The sequence below is a fragment of the Nitrospira sp. BLG_2 genome (genome assembly GCF_049222245.1).
Map to the genome: position 1 here is coordinate 1 of NZ_JBLYIG010000165.1, position 19,850 is coordinate 19,850.

At 54.0% G+C, this 19,850-nt stretch carries 20 protein-coding genes; 19 read left to right on the plus strand and 1 reads right to left on the minus strand.

Going from position 1 to position 19,850, the window contains the following annotated elements:
* The 19 genes from ACOSYY_RS04510 to ACOSYY_RS04600 form a co-directional block, all read left to right on the plus strand.
* Positions 1 to 330 (plus strand): ATP:cob(I)alamin adenosyltransferase (locus ACOSYY_RS04510; RefSeq protein ID WP_421661076.1); only part of this gene is annotated, 330 nt, incomplete at its 5' end.
* A complete protein-coding gene (gene cobU, locus ACOSYY_RS04515) occupies positions 308 to 865 on the plus strand; it encodes a bifunctional adenosylcobinamide kinase/adenosylcobinamide-phosphate guanylyltransferase (protein ID WP_421661077.1) in 558 nt (185 codons plus the stop codon). The genes ACOSYY_RS04510 and cobU, both read left to right, overlap by 23 nt.
* Positions 866 to 889: 24 nt before the next feature.
* Complete coding sequence (cobT, locus tag ACOSYY_RS04520; protein ID WP_421661078.1) at positions 890 to 1,942, plus strand: nicotinate-nucleotide--dimethylbenzimidazole phosphoribosyltransferase; 1,053 nt, start codon at positions 890 to 892, stop codon at positions 1,940 to 1,942.
* Positions 1,939 to 2,703 (plus strand): adenosylcobinamide-GDP ribazoletransferase, encoded by a 765-nt coding sequence (locus tag ACOSYY_RS04525; RefSeq protein WP_421661079.1) that lies wholly within the window; start codon positions 1,939 to 1,941, stop codon positions 2,701 to 2,703. The genes cobT and ACOSYY_RS04525 overlap by 4 nt, the downstream gene beginning before the upstream one ends.
* Entirely contained in the window at positions 2,700 to 3,656 is a 957-nt protein-coding gene (gene cbiB, locus ACOSYY_RS04530) for an adenosylcobinamide-phosphate synthase CbiB (protein WP_421661080.1), read from the plus strand. The genes ACOSYY_RS04525 and cbiB overlap by 4 nt, the downstream gene beginning before the upstream one ends.
* Positions 3,644 to 4,756: a threonine-phosphate decarboxylase CobD gene (gene cobD, locus ACOSYY_RS04535; RefSeq protein ID WP_421661081.1), complete on the plus strand. Its 1,113-nt coding sequence runs from the start codon at positions 3,644 to 3,646 to the stop codon at positions 4,754 to 4,756. The genes cbiB and cobD overlap by 13 nt, the downstream gene beginning before the upstream one ends.
* Positions 4,753 to 5,478: an adenosylcobinamide amidohydrolase gene (locus tag ACOSYY_RS04540; protein WP_421661082.1), complete on the plus strand. Its 726-nt coding sequence runs from the start codon at positions 4,753 to 4,755 to the stop codon at positions 5,476 to 5,478. The genes cobD and ACOSYY_RS04540 overlap by 4 nt, the downstream gene beginning before the upstream one ends.
* Positions 5,475 to 6,980, plus strand: a complete 1,506-nt coding sequence (locus tag ACOSYY_RS04545; RefSeq protein WP_421661083.1) for a cobyric acid synthase — start codon at positions 5,475 to 5,477, stop codon at positions 6,978 to 6,980. Before ACOSYY_RS04540 ends, ACOSYY_RS04545 begins: the two co-directional genes overlap by 4 nt.
* A gap of 308 nt (positions 6,981 to 7,288) precedes the next feature.
* Positions 7,289 to 7,651 carry a response regulator transcription factor gene (locus ACOSYY_RS04550; RefSeq protein ID WP_421661084.1) on the plus strand — a complete coding sequence of 121 codons (363 nt, stop codon included), beginning with the start codon at positions 7,289 to 7,291 and terminating at the stop codon, positions 7,649 to 7,651.
* Positions 7,652 to 7,681: 30 nt separating this feature from the next.
* Positions 7,682 to 8,179: a chemotaxis protein CheW gene (locus ACOSYY_RS04555; RefSeq protein ID WP_421661085.1), complete on the plus strand. Its 498-nt coding sequence runs from the start codon at positions 7,682 to 7,684 to the stop codon at positions 8,177 to 8,179.
* Between the two features lie 82 nt (positions 8,180 to 8,261).
* Positions 8,262 to 10,151 carry a HAMP domain-containing methyl-accepting chemotaxis protein gene (locus ACOSYY_RS04560; RefSeq protein ID WP_421661086.1) on the plus strand — a complete coding sequence of 630 codons (1,890 nt, stop codon included), beginning with the start codon at positions 8,262 to 8,264 and terminating at the stop codon, positions 10,149 to 10,151.
* Between the two features lie 51 nt (positions 10,152 to 10,202).
* The gene (locus ACOSYY_RS04565; RefSeq protein ID WP_421661087.1) at positions 10,203 to 13,565 is read left to right on the plus strand and encodes an Hpt domain-containing protein; all 3,363 of its coding nucleotides are present in this window, start codon (positions 10,203 to 10,205) and stop codon (positions 13,563 to 13,565) included.
* A 70-nt stretch (positions 13,566 to 13,635) separates the two neighbouring features.
* Entirely contained in the window at positions 13,636 to 14,085 is a 450-nt protein-coding gene (locus ACOSYY_RS04570) for a chemotaxis protein CheW (protein WP_421661088.1), read from the plus strand.
* Positions 14,086 to 14,105: 20 nt separating this feature from the next.
* Positions 14,106 to 14,582 carry a chemotaxis protein CheW gene (locus ACOSYY_RS04575; protein ID WP_421661089.1) on the plus strand — a complete coding sequence of 159 codons (477 nt, stop codon included), beginning with the start codon at positions 14,106 to 14,108 and terminating at the stop codon, positions 14,580 to 14,582.
* Positions 14,583 to 14,621: 39 nt separating this feature from the next.
* Positions 14,622 to 15,812 carry a response regulator gene (locus ACOSYY_RS04580; RefSeq protein WP_421661090.1) on the plus strand — a complete coding sequence of 397 codons (1,191 nt, stop codon included), beginning with the start codon at positions 14,622 to 14,624 and terminating at the stop codon, positions 15,810 to 15,812.
* A gap of 41 nt (positions 15,813 to 15,853) precedes the next feature.
* Positions 15,854 to 16,792, plus strand: coding sequence for a hypothetical protein (locus ACOSYY_RS04585; protein WP_421661091.1), 939 nt, complete (start codon positions 15,854 to 15,856; stop codon positions 16,790 to 16,792).
* A 190-nt stretch (positions 16,793 to 16,982) separates the two neighbouring features.
* Positions 16,983 to 18,062, plus strand: coding sequence for an HD-GYP domain-containing protein (locus ACOSYY_RS04590; RefSeq protein WP_421661092.1), 1,080 nt, complete (start codon positions 16,983 to 16,985; stop codon positions 18,060 to 18,062).
* Between the two features lie 329 nt (positions 18,063 to 18,391).
* Positions 18,392 to 18,616, plus strand: coding sequence for a hypothetical protein (locus tag ACOSYY_RS04595; RefSeq protein ID WP_421661093.1), 225 nt, complete (start codon positions 18,392 to 18,394; stop codon positions 18,614 to 18,616).
* A gap of 22 nt (positions 18,617 to 18,638) precedes the next feature.
* On the plus strand, positions 18,639 to 19,178 hold the full coding sequence (locus tag ACOSYY_RS04600; RefSeq protein ID WP_421661094.1) for a hypothetical protein: 540 nt from the start codon (positions 18,639 to 18,641) through the stop codon (positions 19,176 to 19,178).
* Positions 19,179 to 19,181: 3 nt separating this feature from the next.
* On the opposite strand, the gene lpxD is transcribed toward ACOSYY_RS04600, so the two are convergent.
* A partial coding sequence (gene lpxD, locus ACOSYY_RS04605) for a UDP-3-O-(3-hydroxymyristoyl)glucosamine N-acyltransferase (protein WP_421661095.1) occupies positions 19,182 to 19,850 on the minus strand: 669 nt, incomplete at its 5' end.

The window sequence follows — 19,850 nt, forward strand, 5'->3', positions numbered from 1 at the left end:
TTCAAGAATATGCCGCAAGTGGGAGCGCCGGACGTTTTGCGTTTGGAAAAACTGATGGACCGCTGTCAAAAGAATCTCGAGCCGCTCAAAGAGTTCATCCTGCCGGGCGGCGGAAAAGTGTCGGGTTTTCTTCATCAAGCCAGAACGATCTGCCGCCGGGCCGAACGGGTATGCATTGCCCTGTCAAAAGCGGAGCCGGTTGATCCGACGATCATCAAATTTCTCAATCGACTGAGCGATGCGTTGTTCGTCTTGGGTCGTTGGGTGGCAAAGACCCAGAGTGAGCCGGAGTTTTTATGGGAGAGGGATGTCCAAACCACGAAAAACTAAAAAGAGTCTTCGGGCACAACCTGCCGGAAACTTGGTTTTTGTACTCGGTGGGGCGGCATCAGGTAAAAGCGATGTGGCGCTCCGATTCGGCCAATGTGATGGACCGAAGGCCTTCATAGCAACCGGCCAGGAACTGGATGAAGAAATGGCGGCTCGCATCGCCCGACATCGAGCGACTCGTTCCTCGGACTGGATCACAGTTGAAGTTCCAGTGGACCTTTCAGAATGGGCTGAAAATAATATTCATATATATCAATCAATTGTCATTGACTGTCTCACGCTGTGGTTGAGCAATATAGGCGAGCTGGTCGATGAGAAAATAGTCCAGGAAAAAATTGCGAGATTGCTACAAGTGATTCGAACCGGATCGGCGAAAGTTGTGATCGTCAGCAACGAACTCGGAATGGGTTTGGTTCCGATCGGACCCGAGGCGCGGCGGTTTCGTGATTTGTCGGGGAAGATGAACCAGCTAGTGGCCGCCGAAGCAGATGAAGTGTACTTCGTTGTCGGCGGCCAGACCTTGAAATTGAAGTGAGTGGGAAGTCGGGGAGATGCCGTGATGTTACAAAATATCCTGAGTCACATTATGATGCCGGACAAACAATTGGGGCCGAAGGCGCAGGCTCGGCTTGATCGCTTGACCAAACCTGTAGGCAGCCTGGGTCGGCTCGAGGATCTGGCTGCTCAGTATGTCATGATCACCGGCAATCTGAAGCCGACCATCCCGCGTGGAACGGTGTTCACTTTTGCCGCGGACCATGGAGTGGCTCATGAAGGCGTGAGTGCGTACCCTCAAGAGGTCACGCCTCAAATGGTGCTGAATTTCTTACGTGGCGGTGCGGCGATCAACGTGCTCGCGCGGCATATGGGGATTGAAGTCCGTGTCATCGATATCGGTGTCGCCCATGACTTCGGGTCCGTTCCCGGACTCATTCATAGAAAAATTATGCCGGGAACCAATAATTTGCTCACCGAGTCGGCGATGAGTCGCGAACAGACGGAACAAGCGATTCAGGTCGGTATTGAACTTGTGTCCGATGCGGTTGAACAGGGAATCGGGATGATAGGTACCGGCGAAATGGGAATCGGTAACACGACGATCAGCTCTGCAATCACGACCGTGATGACAGGTCGGACGGTAGAAGAGGTGACTGGGCGCGGTACAGGAGTTGACGATGCCGTCTACCGACACAAGATATCGGTGATCAAGAAAGCGTTGGCGTTCCACCGCCCGGATCCGGATGATGCATTGGGAGTACTTTCAAAAGTGGGTGGACTCGAAATCGCCGGACTCGTCGGTCTCATTCTCGGATCGGCGTCGGCTCGGGTGCCGGTTGTACTGGATGGGTTCATCGCCGGAGCCGCCGCATTGATTGCCGCTCGACTGCAGCCCAAATGTCTTGGGTATATGATTGCCTCCCATCGGTCCGTCGAACGTGGCCATCATGTGCTGCTCGATCATCTTGGCGTAAAACCGCTGCTGGATCTGGACTTGCGGCTTGGTGAAGGGACGGGCGCGTGTTTAGCGATGAATTTAGTGTGTGCCGCCGTCAAAGTCATGACTGAAATGGCAACATTCGACGAAGCCGGCGTGTCGGAGCGCAGCACATGACGAGCCTTGTTCGGCCATTTCTCTTCGCGTGGCATTTTTTGACCGCGATTCCCCTCAGCCGACATCATCACGAACCCACCGCGATGGAATTAGCCTCATCGATGGCGTGGTATTCCACCGTAGGCCTGATGATCGGTGGGACATTGGCACTGGCGGACACCGTGCTGACGAACTTGTTTGCGTCGGAGGTCGTGAATGTATTGCTGATCGTGTTGCTCGTTGTCCTCACTCGCGGGTTACATCAGGACGGCTTGGCCGACACACTTGACGGCATTGCCGGTGGCAGAGAACCGGCCGATCGCCTGTCCATCATGCGTGATCCGAGGATCGGTGCGATCGGAGCGACCGGTCTTTTTTTGTCGTTGATTCTCCGCTACGCAGCTTTTATGGCTCTCCCACAACCGCTCCGTCTGCCGGCTCTTGTCTGCATGCCGGCGCTCGGTCGTTGGGCAATGGTGACCTTAGCCTGGCTATCTCCTTATGCAAGAGCAGAGGGAGGCTTGGCGGCGCCATTCCTCGCTCATTTGTCTTTGGTCCACGTGCTGGGATCGACGTTGGTACTTGCCTCAGCGCTTATTCTGATGCTGGGTGTCTCCGAAACAATCGCAATATTGGCCGTCGGTAGTGCCGTGGTTGCCACGGTTCAGGCTGGTTGTCGCGCCTTGTTCGGGGGGATTACGGGGGACACGTTGGGCGCAACAAATGAGCTCGTTGAAATCCTTTTCCTGCTGGTCGTTCCGCTGGCGCTTGTCCTGTCATGACAGGCAGTGAGCTCCTCCTCGCAGCAAGTGTCGATGCCGTCGCGGGGGATCCTCGGTGGTTCCCCCATCCTGTTCGTGCGATGGGGGCGGTGATCGCCTGGTGCGATGAAAACGTCAGAACACTCTATCGTCATTCCTACGCCCTGCGTACATGCGGTCTCTTCCTGGCGCTGGGCCTGCCATTGTGCGTGTTTGGTCTCAGTCATGAAGCGATTACTTGGGCTGAGGGGATAGCCTGGTGGCTCGGAAGCTTCTTGTCGATCGCCCTCGGATGGACCACACTTGCCGGCCGTGATTTGTGGAATCATGTTCACGATGTATGGAGGCGACTGGAACAAAACGACCTCTCCGGGGCTCGTCACGCCGTCAGCAGGATCGTTGGACGAGATACCGAGCAATTATCGGAAGAGCAAGTGATTCGCGCGACAATTGAAACAACGGCTGAAAGTACGAGTGATGGAATGGTTGCGCCGTTGTTCTATCTCGCCATGGGTGGAGCGCCTCTCGCGCTCGCCTACAAGGCGGTGAGTACGCTGGATTCGATGATCGGCCACAAGGACGAACGGCACATCGACTTCGGCTGGGCCTCCGCCCGGCTTGACGATGTGGCCAACTGGATTCCAGCCCGTCTGTCCGCAATCTTTATTCTTCTGGCAGCCGGTTTGGTCATGGGCGAGAGCGGCCCCATCAGAACAGGATGGCATGTGCTTTGGCGTGATGGCGGGAAACATCCGAGTCCGAACAGTGGACGGCCGGAGGCAGCGATGGCCGGCTCGTTGGGAATTCAATTGGGAGGAACCAATTATTATGATGGCGTGCCTCACGAACGACCTCTGATCGGAACCAATGGACGTCAGCTTGTTTTGAACGATCTCACAATCGCGTCTCGGATTATGGTTGTAGCGTGTCTCCTGGGCGTCATCCTTGCCGTAGGAACGGTGTGGCTCGTCTGAACGGTCCGATCCATGGCGGCAATGTCTACGCGGCGTCGCGTGAACTTGGCCGGGACCTGACCAGGCTTATCGATTTTAGCGCCAGTATTAATCCGCTGGGACCTCCCGCGCATGTATGGAGAGCGATCGCTCATGCTCGCCATTTGGTGGTTCATTATCCGGACCCGGATTGCTTGGAGCTACGGCAGGCACTCGCCAAGTCGTGGGAAAGACCCTTGGAACACATTGCCGTAGGAAACGGTTCGACGGAATTGATTGATGCGCTTCCTCGGGCGCTCAAGATTCGGCATCTCTTGGTTGTGTACCCCACCTTCTCCGAGTATGCGGCATCGATGGCACGCAACGGAGGGCGCGTCAGCGCCGTCTATGCGAAGCGCGCGGAACGGTATGCGCAACCCATTGAAGAGGTGTGTCGTCTGATACAAAAACACAGGCAAGGAATGGATGCGTTCGACGGAGTGATGCTTTGCAATCCCAATAGTCCAAGCGGGCAAGCTTGTTCCGTCGATGACATTCAACAATTGGCGAGAGCCGTTCAACGATGTGGCGCTTGGTTGATGATCGATGAAGCGTTTGCCGACTATTGCCCTGAACGGTCATTCGTACCCGAGGCTGTCTCGTGGCCGCACGTCGTGATATTGCGCAGCTTAACCAAATTTTATGCCTTGCCCGGGTTGCGGATCGGATATGCAGTGGCAGAACCCTCGGTGATCGAATTATTGCGCAGGCAAATACCGCCATGGTCAGTGAATGTCCTGGGGCAGGTGGCTGCGCTGGCCGCCGTGAGAGATGCGGCCCATGCTCGAAAGAGCAGACGATTTATGGCAAGAGAACGAGATCGGTTTGGGAAATTGCTTGCTGCCTTGCCCGGATGTTCAGTCATGCCAACGCACGCCAATTACTTCTTTATGGAGCTGCCTCGTGGATGGCGCGCGCGTGAAGTGGTCGAGCAATTGCGGAATGATGGGCTGTTGATTCGCGATTGTTCATCCGTTCCGGGATGCAACGCTCGTTCTATTCGACTTGCCGTGCGGTCTCGGCAGGACAATGATCAGCTCATCCAGTCCTTGTCCAAACTCCTTCACCGCCCGGTATCATGACGATTAGAATCCGATCATTCGTCAGCACTCGGCATCACGTGATCGGACACACGCTCGTCATCAGTCTCGGCGGCCGACGGCGTGTACTTTCATCCGCACCGCAGGGTGGTGGATTCAAGTCAGCCTCGCACATCATCAATCATCAAGTTGACACGAACTCAAATATGAATGGACACTTTCCCGATCCGGCTCGCTACTTGCGAAAGCTGGCTTCACAGCTCAACATTGGAGACCACGCTGTCGGACTCATGACCGCCGTACCGATGACACGTCTTGTTAGGTCACGAGTTTCGGCAGGGGAGCTCTGGGTGGAGTGTTTCGCTACGGTCGGGGTCACGAATGCGGTTCGCGCCGGGGAGTGGCCACGGCATTTCGCTCATCGACAGAAAAATGCTTTGACAAGAGTCGGAACGATCAATCTCATCCTGATTACGAATGGTAGTCTCTCGACCTCCGCCATGGTCGGCGCGGTGCAGGTTGCCACGGAGGCAAAGACCGGCGTCCTGCGTGACCACGTCATACCGAATCGGAAAGGGAAAGATCTTGCGACTGGGACGGGTACCGATGCGGTTGTGATTGCGTGCCGCTTGCGTGGCGATGGACCACTGCATACTTACAGCGGAACCCATACAATTATGGGCGCGTTGATCGGAAGAGCGGTCTCGAATTGTGTCTCCCGCGGTTTAACCAAGGCAAGGAAGTGGACGGAGACGCACCGATGAAGGCGCGAGCGCTTGCGATTCTCGGTACTGGTTCAGATGTAGGGAAGAGCTTGATCACAGCCGGAATCTGCCGCCTACTTCGTCGGACCGGTGTCTCGGTGGCACCATTCAAAGCCCAAAACATGTCGTTGAATTCGTTCGTCACTCCTCACGGTCATGAAATCGGAAGAGCTCAAGCCCTGCAGGCGGAGGCATGCGGGATTCCACCGCATGTTGATATGAACCCGATCCTACTCAAGCCGGAATCTGACACCTGCTCCCAGGTTGTTCTCCTTGGCAAGGTGTTAGGGAAGCGTGAGGCCTCGACGTACTTCGACGGCCGACAAGGACTCTGGTCCGTGGTCGAAGAAAGTTACGCTCGGTTGGCCGGCCAATACGAAATGATCGTCATTGAGGGGGCGGGCAGTGCGGCAGAAGTCAATCTCCGCGAGCAGGATCTGGTCAATTGGCCGGTCGTCAAATTGGCCGATGCCCATGTCGTACTGGTCGCCGATATCGATCGAGGCGGGATCTTCGCGCAAGTTCTGGGGACTTTGGATTTGCTGGCGCCTGACGAACGCGCCAGAGTCCGTGGAGTCGTCATCAATAAATTCCGTGGTGATGCCACACTGTTTGCCGATGGGGTGACGTTCTTGGAAGCACGAAGCGGACTGCCGGTGTTGGGAGTGGTGCCGTTCCTTCATGATCTGAGGCTCGATCAAGAAGACAGTCTCGATCTCGACCGGAACCGACAAAGAAGTTTTGCATCTGACCGCATCAACATTGCCGTCATTCTACTGCCGCATATGAGCAACTTTACCGATTTCAATATCTTGGCATCCGAAGCGGATGTCGCATTGAAGTATGTGGATTCATCATCCTCGCTTACCGAGGCCGACGTCGTGATAATCCCCGGGAGCAAAAATACGCTGGCAGATCTTTGCTATTTGAGGGGGAATGGATATGGTTTTGCACTGGACAATCATCTGCGTAGTGGGCGAGAACTGATCGGAATCTGCGGTGGTTATCAGATGCTCGGTCGGCAGATATCTGATCCCTACAAGGTTGAGCAGGGCGGTACAAGCCGTGGACTCAGCTACTTGAATACCGAGACCAAACTCGAGCAAGCCAAGCGCACCACACAAGTGATAGCACGTACGGAAAATGGCTTCGTGCGGGATCAGATCTTGGTTCGTGGGTATCAAATTCATATGGGTATCACGCGACGAGAAACCGAACTTCCATGTTTCAGAGTCCATCGTCAATCCGTACTGGGTGAGAAGGATGAAGAGGAGTTTGATGGCGCCATTCGGAAAGATGGCCTTGTGTGGGGCACCTACATACATGGCGTGTTTGATGAACCCGGCTTTCGTCGTGCTTGGCTCAATCGCGCTCGTACGAGGAAAGGGCTTCCGCTTCTTGAGGAGCTCGTGTCAAAGATGGTGACAGTACGATCACAGAATGAGCTTGATCGATGGGCTGATCACGTGTCCCATCACCTCGATTTATCCTGTCTCATCTGATATCTCCCAGTTCCTTTTCAACTTGTGATACCCCGCAGCTTGCTGCGGGGAGCTTCATTACGCGATTTCCTACGCCGGTATCGGCTCCAACTTGTCCAAACGAGTGCCAATATTCACCGTTTTCTTGCCAACCATCAACAAATCGTTACACTGCGTGAGAACAGCACGAATCGGCGACGTAAGAATAAAAAACATGGCTTGAGCACGAGTCATTCGGTAAGCGGACGATGGACTGACTTGTAATCAATGGTGATGCCGGCGCATTGAAGCCAATGTAAACATTGATTGAAGAGAAGAGGAAGGGTTGTATGAGCAAAATTATGGTTGTCGATGACTCGTACGCGGAACTGCAATTGATCGAGTCGTATCTTAAGGCTGCCCAACACACCGTTGTATCGTTCTCAACCGCAGATGGATTGGAGGACAAGATCACCTCTGAGAAGCCGGACCTCATCGTCTTGGATGTGGTCATGCCGGGTCGGAATGGATTTCAGGCGTGCAGAGATTTGAAAACCGATGCTCGTTTCAAGAGTATCCCCATCGTGCTTTGCACTTCGAAGGGGCAGGAAAGCGACAAGTTCTGGGGACAGCAACAGGGGGCCAACGGACATGTGGTGAAACCCTTCAAATCGGAGGAACTTCTGCAAGCCGTCAAGCTTGCACTGCGCTGAGAGAAGCGATGCTGCCGAGGCCGCGAAACGATGATTTCCATAGGCGAGTTGCCTCAACTTCATTCAGACTCAGTCCCACAACAGACGCAATCCACAGAGTCGTTGAGGGCTTGCCTGGTTGTCTTAGGTGAAGAAACATTCGCCATAGACTTACGTGAAGTCCTCGAAGTCTTCGAGCCCAAGTCGATCACACCTGTACCAGGAATGCCTGCTGCGCTGGTCGGTGTCACCAACTTACGCGGGACCGTCATTGTACTTGCGGATGTGAGAGTAACTTTGGGCGTATCTGTCTCCGTCCTTCCGAAATATGCGGTTGTTGTTCGTCATGGAACTCAACAAGTCGGCATATTGGTCGAAGATATACCGGAAATTCGTACTATCCAGTCGAACGATCTAGCGGCATCCTCGGTTCGTACCGCCGCCGAGAAACTCCCCTTGCTCTCTGAGCACTCTAAAACAGAGAAAAAACCGAGCGCCATATTGGAAATGCCACGACTGTTGGCATCCATAGAGGAAACGGGGCACTGACCAGAGTCCTTAACGTCATATCGGGGAACGATTGCGCCGACGAAGGTACGCGCTATCTTGATCAGTGAGCAGGAGGAAAATCATGAGGAAGGTTAGGAAGACATGGAAATGGTCGCCTCAGTCATGGTTTAAAAACCTGAAAGCTCTGCACAAGATCCTTATAGGGTTTTCCGTCATCATTGTCGGCACGATGGCAATCGGCCTGATCGGTTTGATGGGCCTCAGCCAGTTGAAGGGTCAGCTGAGTTCCATTTATGACGAATCAACAGTGGGGATTTCACACGTCGCGGTGAGCAGCACCAACCTTAGTCTCTATCACAATGCATTATTGAGCGTTTCGTACCAAAGACAAAAGAGTGATTTCGATGAGGCCATCATTCCCCTTGCCGAATTGAAGAGGCGCACCCTGATGCCGCTGGAGACATATCGACCGTCCGCCACTCATGAGACGGTGGACGGCCGTCGCGACGGACAAGAGCTGGACGTCCTCATTTTTACGTTGAGAGAATACTTCGCGTCGGCTGAAAGCACAGTGGGAGCGTTGAACGATAGCTTCGACCCTTCCCTGACGGATGAGCAAAGGCAGGCGATGAGGGAACTGGCCACCACAGTGCTGTCAACTGAAGTGGCCTTGTGGCACGGCCGATCGATATGGCGATTCCAATGGGTGGCACAACTCATTCGAGACTTGGCAAGCGAATTAAATGATACTGGGCAAAACATGGCCATACACCTCACCAAGATCATGCTCGGTGGAGCAATTGCCGCGCTCCTTCTGGCACTCGCCATCGGGTATTTCCTCGCACGCAGCATTGTACGGGACATCATCCATGTAGCCGACGTCGCAACACAGGCTGCCGGAGGCAGTCTACAGGCCCGCGCAAAATTGGAGAGCGACGATGAAGTCGGTCATATGGCCAAGGCGTTCAATATCATGCTGGATCGAATCACCACTCTGGTCTCGACGGAAGAAGAGCGGGACAAGATGCAAAAACAACTCGTGCAGTTCCTTGTGTTGGTATCCGATGTCGGGAAAGGCGATTTGACCAAGCGCGGTGAAGTGACAGCTGATATGTTTGGAAATCTGGCGGACGGATTCAATCTCATGATTCAGCGCTTTTCACAGTTGATGAAACAAGTGCGCCAAGCAGCAGAACGTGTCAATGCCTCGGCGGGCAAGCTGAGAGATAATGCTGGACAGATGGCTGGAACCGCCAGACACCAAGCTGACGAATCGATCAAGGCGCTAGGCGCCGTCGAACAGCTGGCCTCCGCCATGCGCCAAGTCACGGATACTGCGGGAGCATCGTCCGAAGCAGCCCGTCAAGTTTTGAAATCCACAGAAGACGGCCGGCGCGCGGTGCAAGAAACGGTTCAAGATATGCAACGCATTCAATTGGCGGTCCAACGTATGTCGAAACAAATCAAGGCGCTCGGCGACCGTTCATTGGAAATTTCACAAATCGTATCGACCATTCGGGATATTGCCAATCAAACCAATCTTTTGGCCCTCAACGCTGCGATTGAGGCCGCCGGTGCAGGCGAGGCCGGAGCACGCTTCGCCGTGGTCGCCGATCAAGTACGGAAACTCGCGGAGAGCTCCACACAGGCGACACGCGAGATTTCGGACCTCGTGAAAGTTATCCAGAGCGAAACGCAACACGCTGTCGTTGCCATGGAACATGAAACTCAGGCCGTCGAGGACGGGTCGGCTTCTGCCATGCGTACGGGGGATGTGTTCAAAGAAATTTCGACGATTGCTCAGCGATCTGCGGAACTTGCCCAAAGCATTGCAGCGGCGGCAGCTGACCAAACGGTTTCCACCGATCAGGTCGGACGTTCGATCAAAGACTTTACCGGAGGTGCCGTAGCGACGCAAAAAGCCACAGATTCGGCGCGTGCAACGGTAGAAGACATGGTGACATTGGCGGAAGGTCTGACGACTTCGGTGTCACAATTTAAGCTGGCCTAAGAATCCCCCTCATCCACTGAGCGAGAAGCCTTCCGGTGTAAAGAGGGACCGATGAGCTCGGAATTCGACAGGCAGAATCTCATCAGTATTTTTGTCCTTGAAGCTTCGGATGGGTTGGACGCCCTGACCAAGGCGCTGCATCCTCCCGACGGTGCTGTACCCACTCCTCAAGAACTTGCCGACCAGTACATTGTGGCACACCGTATTTGCGGGGCGGCTGCCCTGTATGGCTACAGCGGCATCGCTCAACTTGCCGAATACTTGGAGATGCTACTTGAGCAAGCGGCGCCAATACCTACAGCTGGGTGGGGCCGAACGATAGATGCGATGCGGAACATTACGCAAAGCCTTCGGATAATCGTTCAAACCATCGGACAAGGGGAAGCTGAGGATCCAAGGATCGTAGAACGCTGTTGGGCATTGATAAAGCAGGGGGAAGGAAGAGCGGATGACACGGAAGCCTCCATATGCCCCGTGCCAACAATCACTGAAGACTACCTGTTCCCCGGACTCGATGAAGAAATCTTATCCTACTTCATCCCTGAAGCCGAGGAGTACCTTGGCACCATTGACGAATTGATTCGTATCCTTAGAGACAAACGGGATGATGCAGACTCGATCTACCGGCTCTTTCGCGCGGCACATACTCTGAAGGGCTCGGCGTACACCGTAGGCCATCGACTCATTGGAGACATCGCCCGCCCGATGGAAGATTGCATGGTCGCGGTTCATGAACAACGCCTTCCTCTCAGCAATGACCTTCTTGACATGCTTGCACAGGCTGCTGAATTGATTCGGTCCCTACTCAGTCATAAACAGGCAAATGCGCAGCAACTCCAGCGCGATATACCACTTCTTCTCAATCGCCTCGCCAGGATAGCGGAAGGTGCAGCCGCCTCAACTGCAGCGGAAGTTCTATCGCACCGCACCGATAAGGATGGCTTGGATTCCGTCCACCGTGAGCCTGTTGTTCGTGTAGAAGTGTCCCCCCCGGACTTATCGGATAGATACTTGATTCCGGATTTGGACCCGGAAGTGCTCTCCTACTTTATTCCTGAGGCGCAGGAGTATCTGGAGCTGGTGGAATCCAGTCTCCTACGATTGGACAAAGACCCGCAAAACAAGGAATTGATCAATCAGCTGTTTAGAAGCGCGCATACCTTGAAGGGTTCCGCCTACACCGTTGGATTTCAATCGATCGGCGACCTCGTCCATCATGTCGAAGACTTCATGGGGGCGGTTCGAGACGGTAGCCTCAGTGTGTTACCTGGGCATACGGATCTGATGCTTCGCGCCATTGATGTTGTACGACTGCTCATGCGAAGAGACCTCAACAAGGTGGGCCACACGAGGCAACGATTCGATACGGCACGCACCCAATTGAGACAATTGGACCAGAGTGCCGCAGGCAAGACACCGCCGACACATCAACCCGATGACACTTCCGGCTCAGAGACCGCAGGGCACTCCGAACATGACGAGCATCGTGGACCAGACGATAAAGTTCCGAACGACAAATCGCGAGAGGAACGAGAGGTCATCCGAGTCAATTCTGCGCGGCTCGAACGACTGATGAACTTGGTGGGAGAACTCGTCATTGGACGCGGCAGAATGGAACAACGGCTGCGAGGCTTGAAGCAACTGTCACAGCAAGTGTTGGTATTCAAGAGTCGCTTGGTCGATTCCGTCCAATCTTTTGCAGACAAGCACACCTTCAGCTATCAGGACACATCGAGTAGTTCGGCCACGCCGGCGAGTCACGGACTTCCCGTATTCGGCGATTTTGGCAGCCTCGAGCTGGATAAATACGACGATTTCAATATTTTGGCTCGGCGCATAGGAGAAATCACCGCCGATATCAGTGAGTCGATGGTACAGCTGGACGGATCTATCCAAAGAGCCGTCGACGAGATGGGTCACCTGCAACACTTGACGCTGTTGATGCGCGACGAAATCGCCCGTGCCCGCATGGTTCCGATCGGGACACCATTCACGAGGTTTCGCCGAGCGGTCAGAGAAATCGCCCGAGCCTCGAACAAGGAAGTGTCTGTGATCACATCGGGCGAGCAGACGGAAGTTGATACCGGAGTAGTGGAACGATTGGTGGATCCTTTGGTGCATTTAGTCAGGAACGCTGTCTATCACGGTATTGAGCCGGCGGCCGACCGAACCGCAAAGGGTAAGCCTGCCGTCGGAACTGTCTATCTCCACGCGGCTCATCGGGGAAATTCTATCATCATCGAGGTGGAAGATGATGGAGCAGGGTTGGATTTGGAGAAGATACGCAATAAAGCAGGCAAGATCGGACTTGCGCCATCATACCAGATACAGGCGATGTCGGATGCGGATCTCCGTCAGTTGATTTTCATGCCTGGGTTTTCAACAGCGGAACAGATCGGGGATCAAGCAGGTCGAGGCGTAGGACTGGACGTCGTAAAGCGGGTCATTGAAGGCATGAACGGGCATATCGACGTGGAATCTGAGCCAGGCATCGGAACTAAATTTACCTTGAATTTCCCTCTTACCCTCCTCATCGCGACCGCGTTGCTGGTGAGAGTCGGTTTCGAGAAATACGCGATTCCATTGCTGAACATTCAGGAAGTCACGATACCGACACTATCCTCAGTGCGAGAGGAAGATGGTCGTAAGTTCTTACAGGTCGGCGAGCAAGTGATTGAATTACAATCTCTCCATCACGTCCTTCGCCGAGAACCAGGAAGCGTCGACTGGACCATACCGGTCGTGATCGTCCGGACAGCGGGAGGGCCGATTGCGTTAGCGGTCGACGAACTGTTGGGCCGTCAAGAAATCGTCATTAAGCCACTCGGATCACTGAAACCGTTGGAGCATTCGTTTTTTGGAGGGGCGACCATTGACCCTGAGGGACGAGTAGTTCTTGTTATCGATCCAATCCGTATGACATCGAGGGGAACGAAGGATTCGATGGCTGCACGTCCCGTCTTATCAAAAATCCTGCCATTTCAGGAACGGCCCATGCCGCAAGCAAAAGTGTTATCGAGCAAACCGCAAGCGGCGCGCCTGCTCTTGATTGACGATTCGTTAAGCATTCGGAAATTCGTCGGAAGAATGTTGGAGTCGGCCGGATATCCGTTCGATACGGCCGTTGATGGTGAAGATGGTCTCCGAAAAGCCTCAACGACCGATTATCGGATGATTCTCACCGATCTCGAAATGCCGAAGCTCAACGGATTCGAAGTTTTACAAGCTCTCAGGAGTCGCCCTGAAACCCGTCAAACGCCGGTGGTCGTCATGACGACGAGGGCGCGAGACAAGCATCGCCAGATGGCGATGAGCCTTGGTGCCAATTCTTACATTCCAAAACCGGTAGAAGAACGGATGTTGCTGCAAGAGGTTGAACGGTGGCTAGGAAAGGCTCCGGCGCTGCGCAAGTAACCTTGCGGAAATACTCGTATCAATTGACGAAATGCGATTTGTTGCAGAGAATGGGCCAGAAGACCTTGGCATGGACATCAGGAAACCGGTGAGGGAAACTCCGTCGCCAGCTTCTCCATCACGATTTGTCATCGTGACATTAAGCGGACAGTACCTGGCAGTGAATGCCGAATCGATACGTGGGCTATTGACCCTCGAAGAGACCGGAAACATTGAACACCCGACGGCTCACGGCATGGTATATGGTGCCATCCATCTGGCCGATCGATTGAACATACCGAATGATCAGGGTTCGGCAAACACGCGTGTTCTATTGCTTTCTGAAGGAGAAGCGCGTGGGAGCATTCGAGTCACCACGGTGCAGGGATTTCTTGAAATCCCACTGACTCAAATCCTGCCACTTCCCATGCAGTTCCGCGGACCGGAGCGATATTGGTACCAGGGCATGATCCTATTCGCGAAAAGCATTGCGTTAGTGCTGAATACAACGTGGATTCTCAATGAGCACGTGTCGGCTTAGAGGACGGTGCGGAGCCATGGTTGGGGCTCCCAAAGATCACGGTAACCGATATGCTGAGGACCGGTCAAAAGCATCAGGCGGAAGCGGCGCGACAATCTTGGCGGTTGTTGGTGTTTTCAGTGGGAGGGAGGCGCCTGGCCGTGAAGACATTGGAAGTAGCGGGTATTTCACAGTGGGATGAATCTATCCCGGTCCCTGGTCGAACTCCTTTTATCACGGCGGTCGTTCGCCAGGGGCAGATCGTGCTACCGGTATTCGATCTGGCCGCATCGCTTCGTCTTACTGTGCAAGGGAGTAATCCCTTGTGTTTGAGGGTGAAACATCCTCTTGGAGAAATGGCGATGTGCATCGATGAAGAAATTCCGATTCTGCATACTGTGGATCCTGCTGCGATTCAGACATACCAAGACAAGGATATGCCGGCAGAAGGTAGTTATACCAACGGCCTGGACGAGATCCCGATTCTCTCGATATCACGGCTTGGGTCGACTATGTGACAATTCCCCGCTGTGCCGGAATGGACGAAAGGTGCATGCATGCCGAAGATCTTAATAGCCGATGACAGTATCGCAGTTCGTAAAGTTGCGGAGCGGCTGTTGACCGAGGCCGGCCTCAGCGTCTCTCTCGCGGCAAACGGAGAAGAGGCGCTGACCTATCTCAAGAAAGAATGCCCTGATGTTGTCGTATCAGATGTCATCATGCCGGACAAGAGTGGGTATGAAGTCTGTGCATTTATCCGAGGAAACGCGGCTCTGGCAGCGACGCCCGTGTTGCTCATCTCCGGAATCGTGAACGATGAAGTGACTAGACAGGCCGACTCCTGTCGAGCAGATGGGGTATTGAAAAAGCCATTTCAGGGTACGTCCCTAAAAGACCGAGTCCTCGAGTTGATCGCAAAACGGCAGGAACCGGCACCGGCCGTTGCCGATGGGCCTACTGCCGCCCCTGCGGCGGCTCCCGCTGAGAAAACGATAAAGATGTCGGACCAACCTCCCCTGAGTCTGAGCCAGGAGGCCGGAAAACTCAAGGAGGTTGAAGAGCAATTACGGGAAAATCGAGTTCGCTGTGAAGAGTTGAGTAAACGGCTGTCTGAGTCCACAGAACAGCTCGCCAGAGCCAAGGAAAGTGAAGCGCAGTTGGCGGCACAGTGCAAACGCGCCGACGATCTTCAGGCAACACTTACCAGGGTAGAGCAAGACATATCAAGGATCCCTGAGCTGGAATCAGCATTGAAGGCAAAACAGGATGCGGTCGATGCATTCACACAGGAAGCCGAAAACTGGCAAAAAACTTCCGGTCGAATTGCCGAATTGGAATCCGCTCTGCACGCTGAACGGGCGGCGGCCGAGCAACTCGTACAACAACTGGCGGAGTTGGAGCAGAGGTTGATCAGGGCAAAAGACATAGAAGCAAAACTCGCGAACGCAGAACGAGAGGGAGTCGAATTTCACCAAAGAATTCAGGACCTCGAAGCCGAACTTTTGACGGAACGACGGAAAGGTGAAGAAACAATGGGACAACTTCACGAATTGGAGAGAGTCGCGACGAAAGTTCAAGAAATGGAAGGTCTCCTGACGGCGGAACGAGATCGCAACGGAATACTCAGTCAACGGGTCGTGGAAGCCGAACAAGCCGCCGAGAACGCCACAAAACGACTTGAGGACATGGCGCGCAAGTTAAGTGAGATTGCAGGATTGGCCTCCCAACTTGGAAATGGGAGGAGCTAGTCAGCTGAGCACCTCCATGTTCCCCCTGAAGGGCCGACGTCATGTCCGTTGAAACCGAAGATGCGTTCCAGAAAGAACTCGTTGAACTGTTCGCTCAAGAGGCGCAGGAATGGCTCCAACAAATTCATGTGGCACTCGATGAACTGCAGCAAGCTCCCCCTTTCGAACGCCATTGCGCCTTGGCTCAGACCATCAAGGTCGGCATTTCGAACCTCGGCGGGTCCGCAGCCACGCTCAACCTGAGTGATGTCGAACGAGCCAGTTTCGCAGCTCTTCCCTTCGTTGAGGCCGTTCAAGACCCTTCCGCGCGAATTTCCGCCGATGACTTCATCGCGCTCTGCAAACAGCTAGGGCACGTTCATGGAGCTCTGACCAAAGCGACGGGTGTGGCATTTGAGGAAGAACAAGCACCGGCTTCCGACGATGGCCCACCGGCAATGATTTCAACGAACGATTTTTTGGTGTTACTCCGTGGACTTCAAGATCAGCGCACGCCATCCGACACATTCCATCGCAATCTGGTTCAGACGATTGTGGCCCAGACGGAGGGATTAATAGGACGTGGAGCGGAACAATGCAATGTGGCTTCCATCCAAGAATTTCTCGACCGATCAGCCGAAGGAGATCACGGCTTTCTCCAAATCGTTCGGCAAGAATTTCCCGATCTGACGGCTGTCCTCCAGACTCTCAAGAGTGGTGACGGCGTCCCCTCTTCACCGTCATCCGGTTCGCAAAATGTCGTTGAACGTGTCGCGCAGCTATGGTCTGCCGCTCAACAGGTCAATGCTTCCCATGCGATGGTGTTTTTTATGGGATTGCATAGCTTTCTCACGATCGTGATGCAGCGCCGTGCGGTGGTGAGTGCCAAGAACTATGATGCGATCCAATCACGTCTGGTCCAAAGCGTGAAGCAAATTGAGGACTGGGCGGAAAGCGGGCGGAAAGAACGCATGGTGATACAATCCGTATTGCCTCATTGAATGAACCCCATATCGACGCTCCTCGCTGACTGGGATGTCGAAATGAAGAAGGGCAGCGCTCCTTGTCGATGCGGTACAAGATCATAGTCAGATCCAGGGTTCAACTACGAGTCTCATTGGACTGTGTCTTGGCGCATTTGGAATGCGCCGCGTCCAACGTTACCCCGTCGGTGCACGACCATAACGGCGCATGGGTGATGGCTTGACCAACTGGTATCACGAAGCGGAACACGCGTTAGGCGAGTTAGCGACTTCCGTTCAAGAACATCGTGCCATCCCCCTTGAACGACTTGAGGCACTTGCGGGGGACGTCGTGTCATCTCTGAAGCACAACGATGAACTCGTGGTGCAAGCGCTGGCTGGGCCGTCCGGGTCACCACTCATCACCAATTTGATCAATGTGGCCATACTTGGAACCAAGGTAGGAATCGGTCTCGGGTACTATGGGCAAGAACTGCACCGGTTGGCACTGGCTGGATTTGTTCATGATATTGGACTATTTGCCGTGCCGAAATCCTTGATCGCCAAGACCGGCCGTTTGACCCAAGAAGAACGCGGATTCATCGAACGGCACCCTGAGCTTGGATATCAGGTGGTCGAGAAGTGCGGGCCAGCGTATCACTGGTTGGCACAATTGACGCGTCAGGCCCACGAACGCTTTAATGGGCAGGGATACCCCAATCGGCTCACAGGAAGAGAGATCAGTGAAATGGCCTTGATCTTGGGAGTGGTTGACGTATTCGATGCCTTGGTGAGCGAGCGCCCTTATCGCCGTCGCTTGCTTCCACACGAAGCGGTCAAGGAACTTTTGGTGGCTGAACGAAGGACCTTTCCTCGAGAAATCCTAAAAGCACTCGTCGAGCAACTTTCGGTTTATCCTCTTGGGACTACGGTGCGACTGACGACCGGAGAAGTAGGAACAGTGGCCAAAGTGAATAGCTGCTATCCTCTTCGCCCCGTCGTGCGGATGGACGATCGGCAAGAATATGAGGGGAGCGGTTCTTGTGAAATTGATTTGAGCCGCATGCCATTAGTATCGATCGCGGAGATCTTACATCCTCCCGCGGTCGGACGTATCACCTTTTCGGACGTTTCCACCCCACCACCAATGGCCGGTGTGCCGACTTCCGTTTTTAATTCCTTCACCTCGTTGCTCGAAAGTCTTGACGCGGTTGCGTTGACCCTGCAACGCGTGGTGGACTCCAAGAGGACTACGTTGAAGCCGACCGATCTTGATGCCGATACCGGTGCGTACCATGACGGAGATTGATCGGCTGTTTACCACCTACATGCTCGACGCAAGGCGTACTCGTCACCGCATAACTGAAATGCGGAACACAGGCTCACATGAGCCATACCGAGCGCGCCAGAATCCTGTCGCCGAAGAGATGCGATACCGCATAGTCGATTCCTATGAGACGGAGACCTGACTATTCTCCATCATTCCACCACTGAATCCTCGCAGCAACATCGATCGTTTCTCATCGGACAGCGTGGCATTACTAGCCGTCCGTTCTTCACTGCCGCTAGGGTCCAGTATGACTAAGTTATCGGCTCTATCTCATGGTCCAGGATGTACTCCTTCTTACGCGAGCACACGTGAACGACTATCTCATACTGCTGTATGTTGCGATGGACGTCCTTACGATCGGCATCGTGTCATTGATTCACCTGGATATTCACAATATCCATACCGCTCTTGTGAAAGAACAAGCCGGCAATCTGCCGTCTATTAGAATCAAATTAATGAGCCCATCCATTCATTCAACTCTTTGCTGTAGAAATTTGGATGGTTATAATGGCATTCTTGATCTCCGAGTGTAGTGACGATTGCCAAGGGAATCACGTGCCGAAGCTCATCAACGTTCATCATCCACAGCACACGGTGCAGCTGGCCCAGGAGTACGTAAAAACGTATATCCTCTTGCCATCAGGCCTTCTAGGACTCATCTGTGTGATCGGGGCGGTTGGAGGTCTGGGATACCAATGGCTCTCGACCGACAGCTATACTTGGGATACCTTTTTTCAGAGTTCTGGACTGTTCATGTCTGGCGTAGGCTTGGGAGCGGCGCAGACGCTCTATCAACGGTATCTTTTGCGGGAGTTCCCGGAAGTTCTGGCGGCTCGTATGAAAGAAGGGCTGAGTCGGCAGAGGGGAAATCTTAAGAAAAGGTCGGACGCGACGACCATCGAGCATCCCGGACGTCAGTTCGTTCCGATCGCGTATTTGCTGGGCGTAATGATCTTGATCGGAGAAACCATTGCGGCCTCTGCCTACGGCCATGTGAGCATGATTCCCGCTCTTTTGATGCCCTGGGCCGGATTCTATTGGGCGCGGCTGTTCTTGTGGCGGAGAGTGATCAAGGTAGAAAAGCCGAGCGGGTGAAGCTCAGTTCTTTTTAGTACGTGCCGTCTTTGATCGAGAAGCCCGATTCGCCCCCTTTTTTAACTGTGTTTCAAGAGCTGCGACTCGCTGATCTAAATTGCGGACCAGTTCTTTCATTTCAGGAAGCTGGAAAATACTTCCTTGAATCCTCAGCGCTTTGTCACGCGGCATTGCCGGAATACCGCCAACCACTTGATTCGATCCAATACTCCGATTTACTCCGGCTTTGGCTGCAATCATGACCTGATCGCCGATGGTGAGATGATCGGCAAGTCCTGCCTGGCCGCCGATCATCACATGATGACCGATGGTCGTGCTGCCGGCAATGCCAACCTGCGCCACAACGATGCAGTGCTCTCCCACTGTGACATTGTGGGCAATCTGAACGAGGTTATCGACTTTGGTGCCCTGCTTTATCAAAGTCCGGCCGAACGTTGCGCGGTCGACCGTCACATTGGCTCCTAGTTCAACGTCGTCTTCGATGACAACGCCGCCGAGTTGAGGGATCTTATGATGTCGGCCTTGATGCTGCACGTATCCGAACCCGTCGGCTCCGATCACGGTTCCGCTGTGCACAATCACTCGCGCACCAAGTGAACAGCTCTCGCGGACGACGACATTGGGGTACAGAATGCAATCGTCCCCGATCGTTGAATCAGATCCTACAAAGAC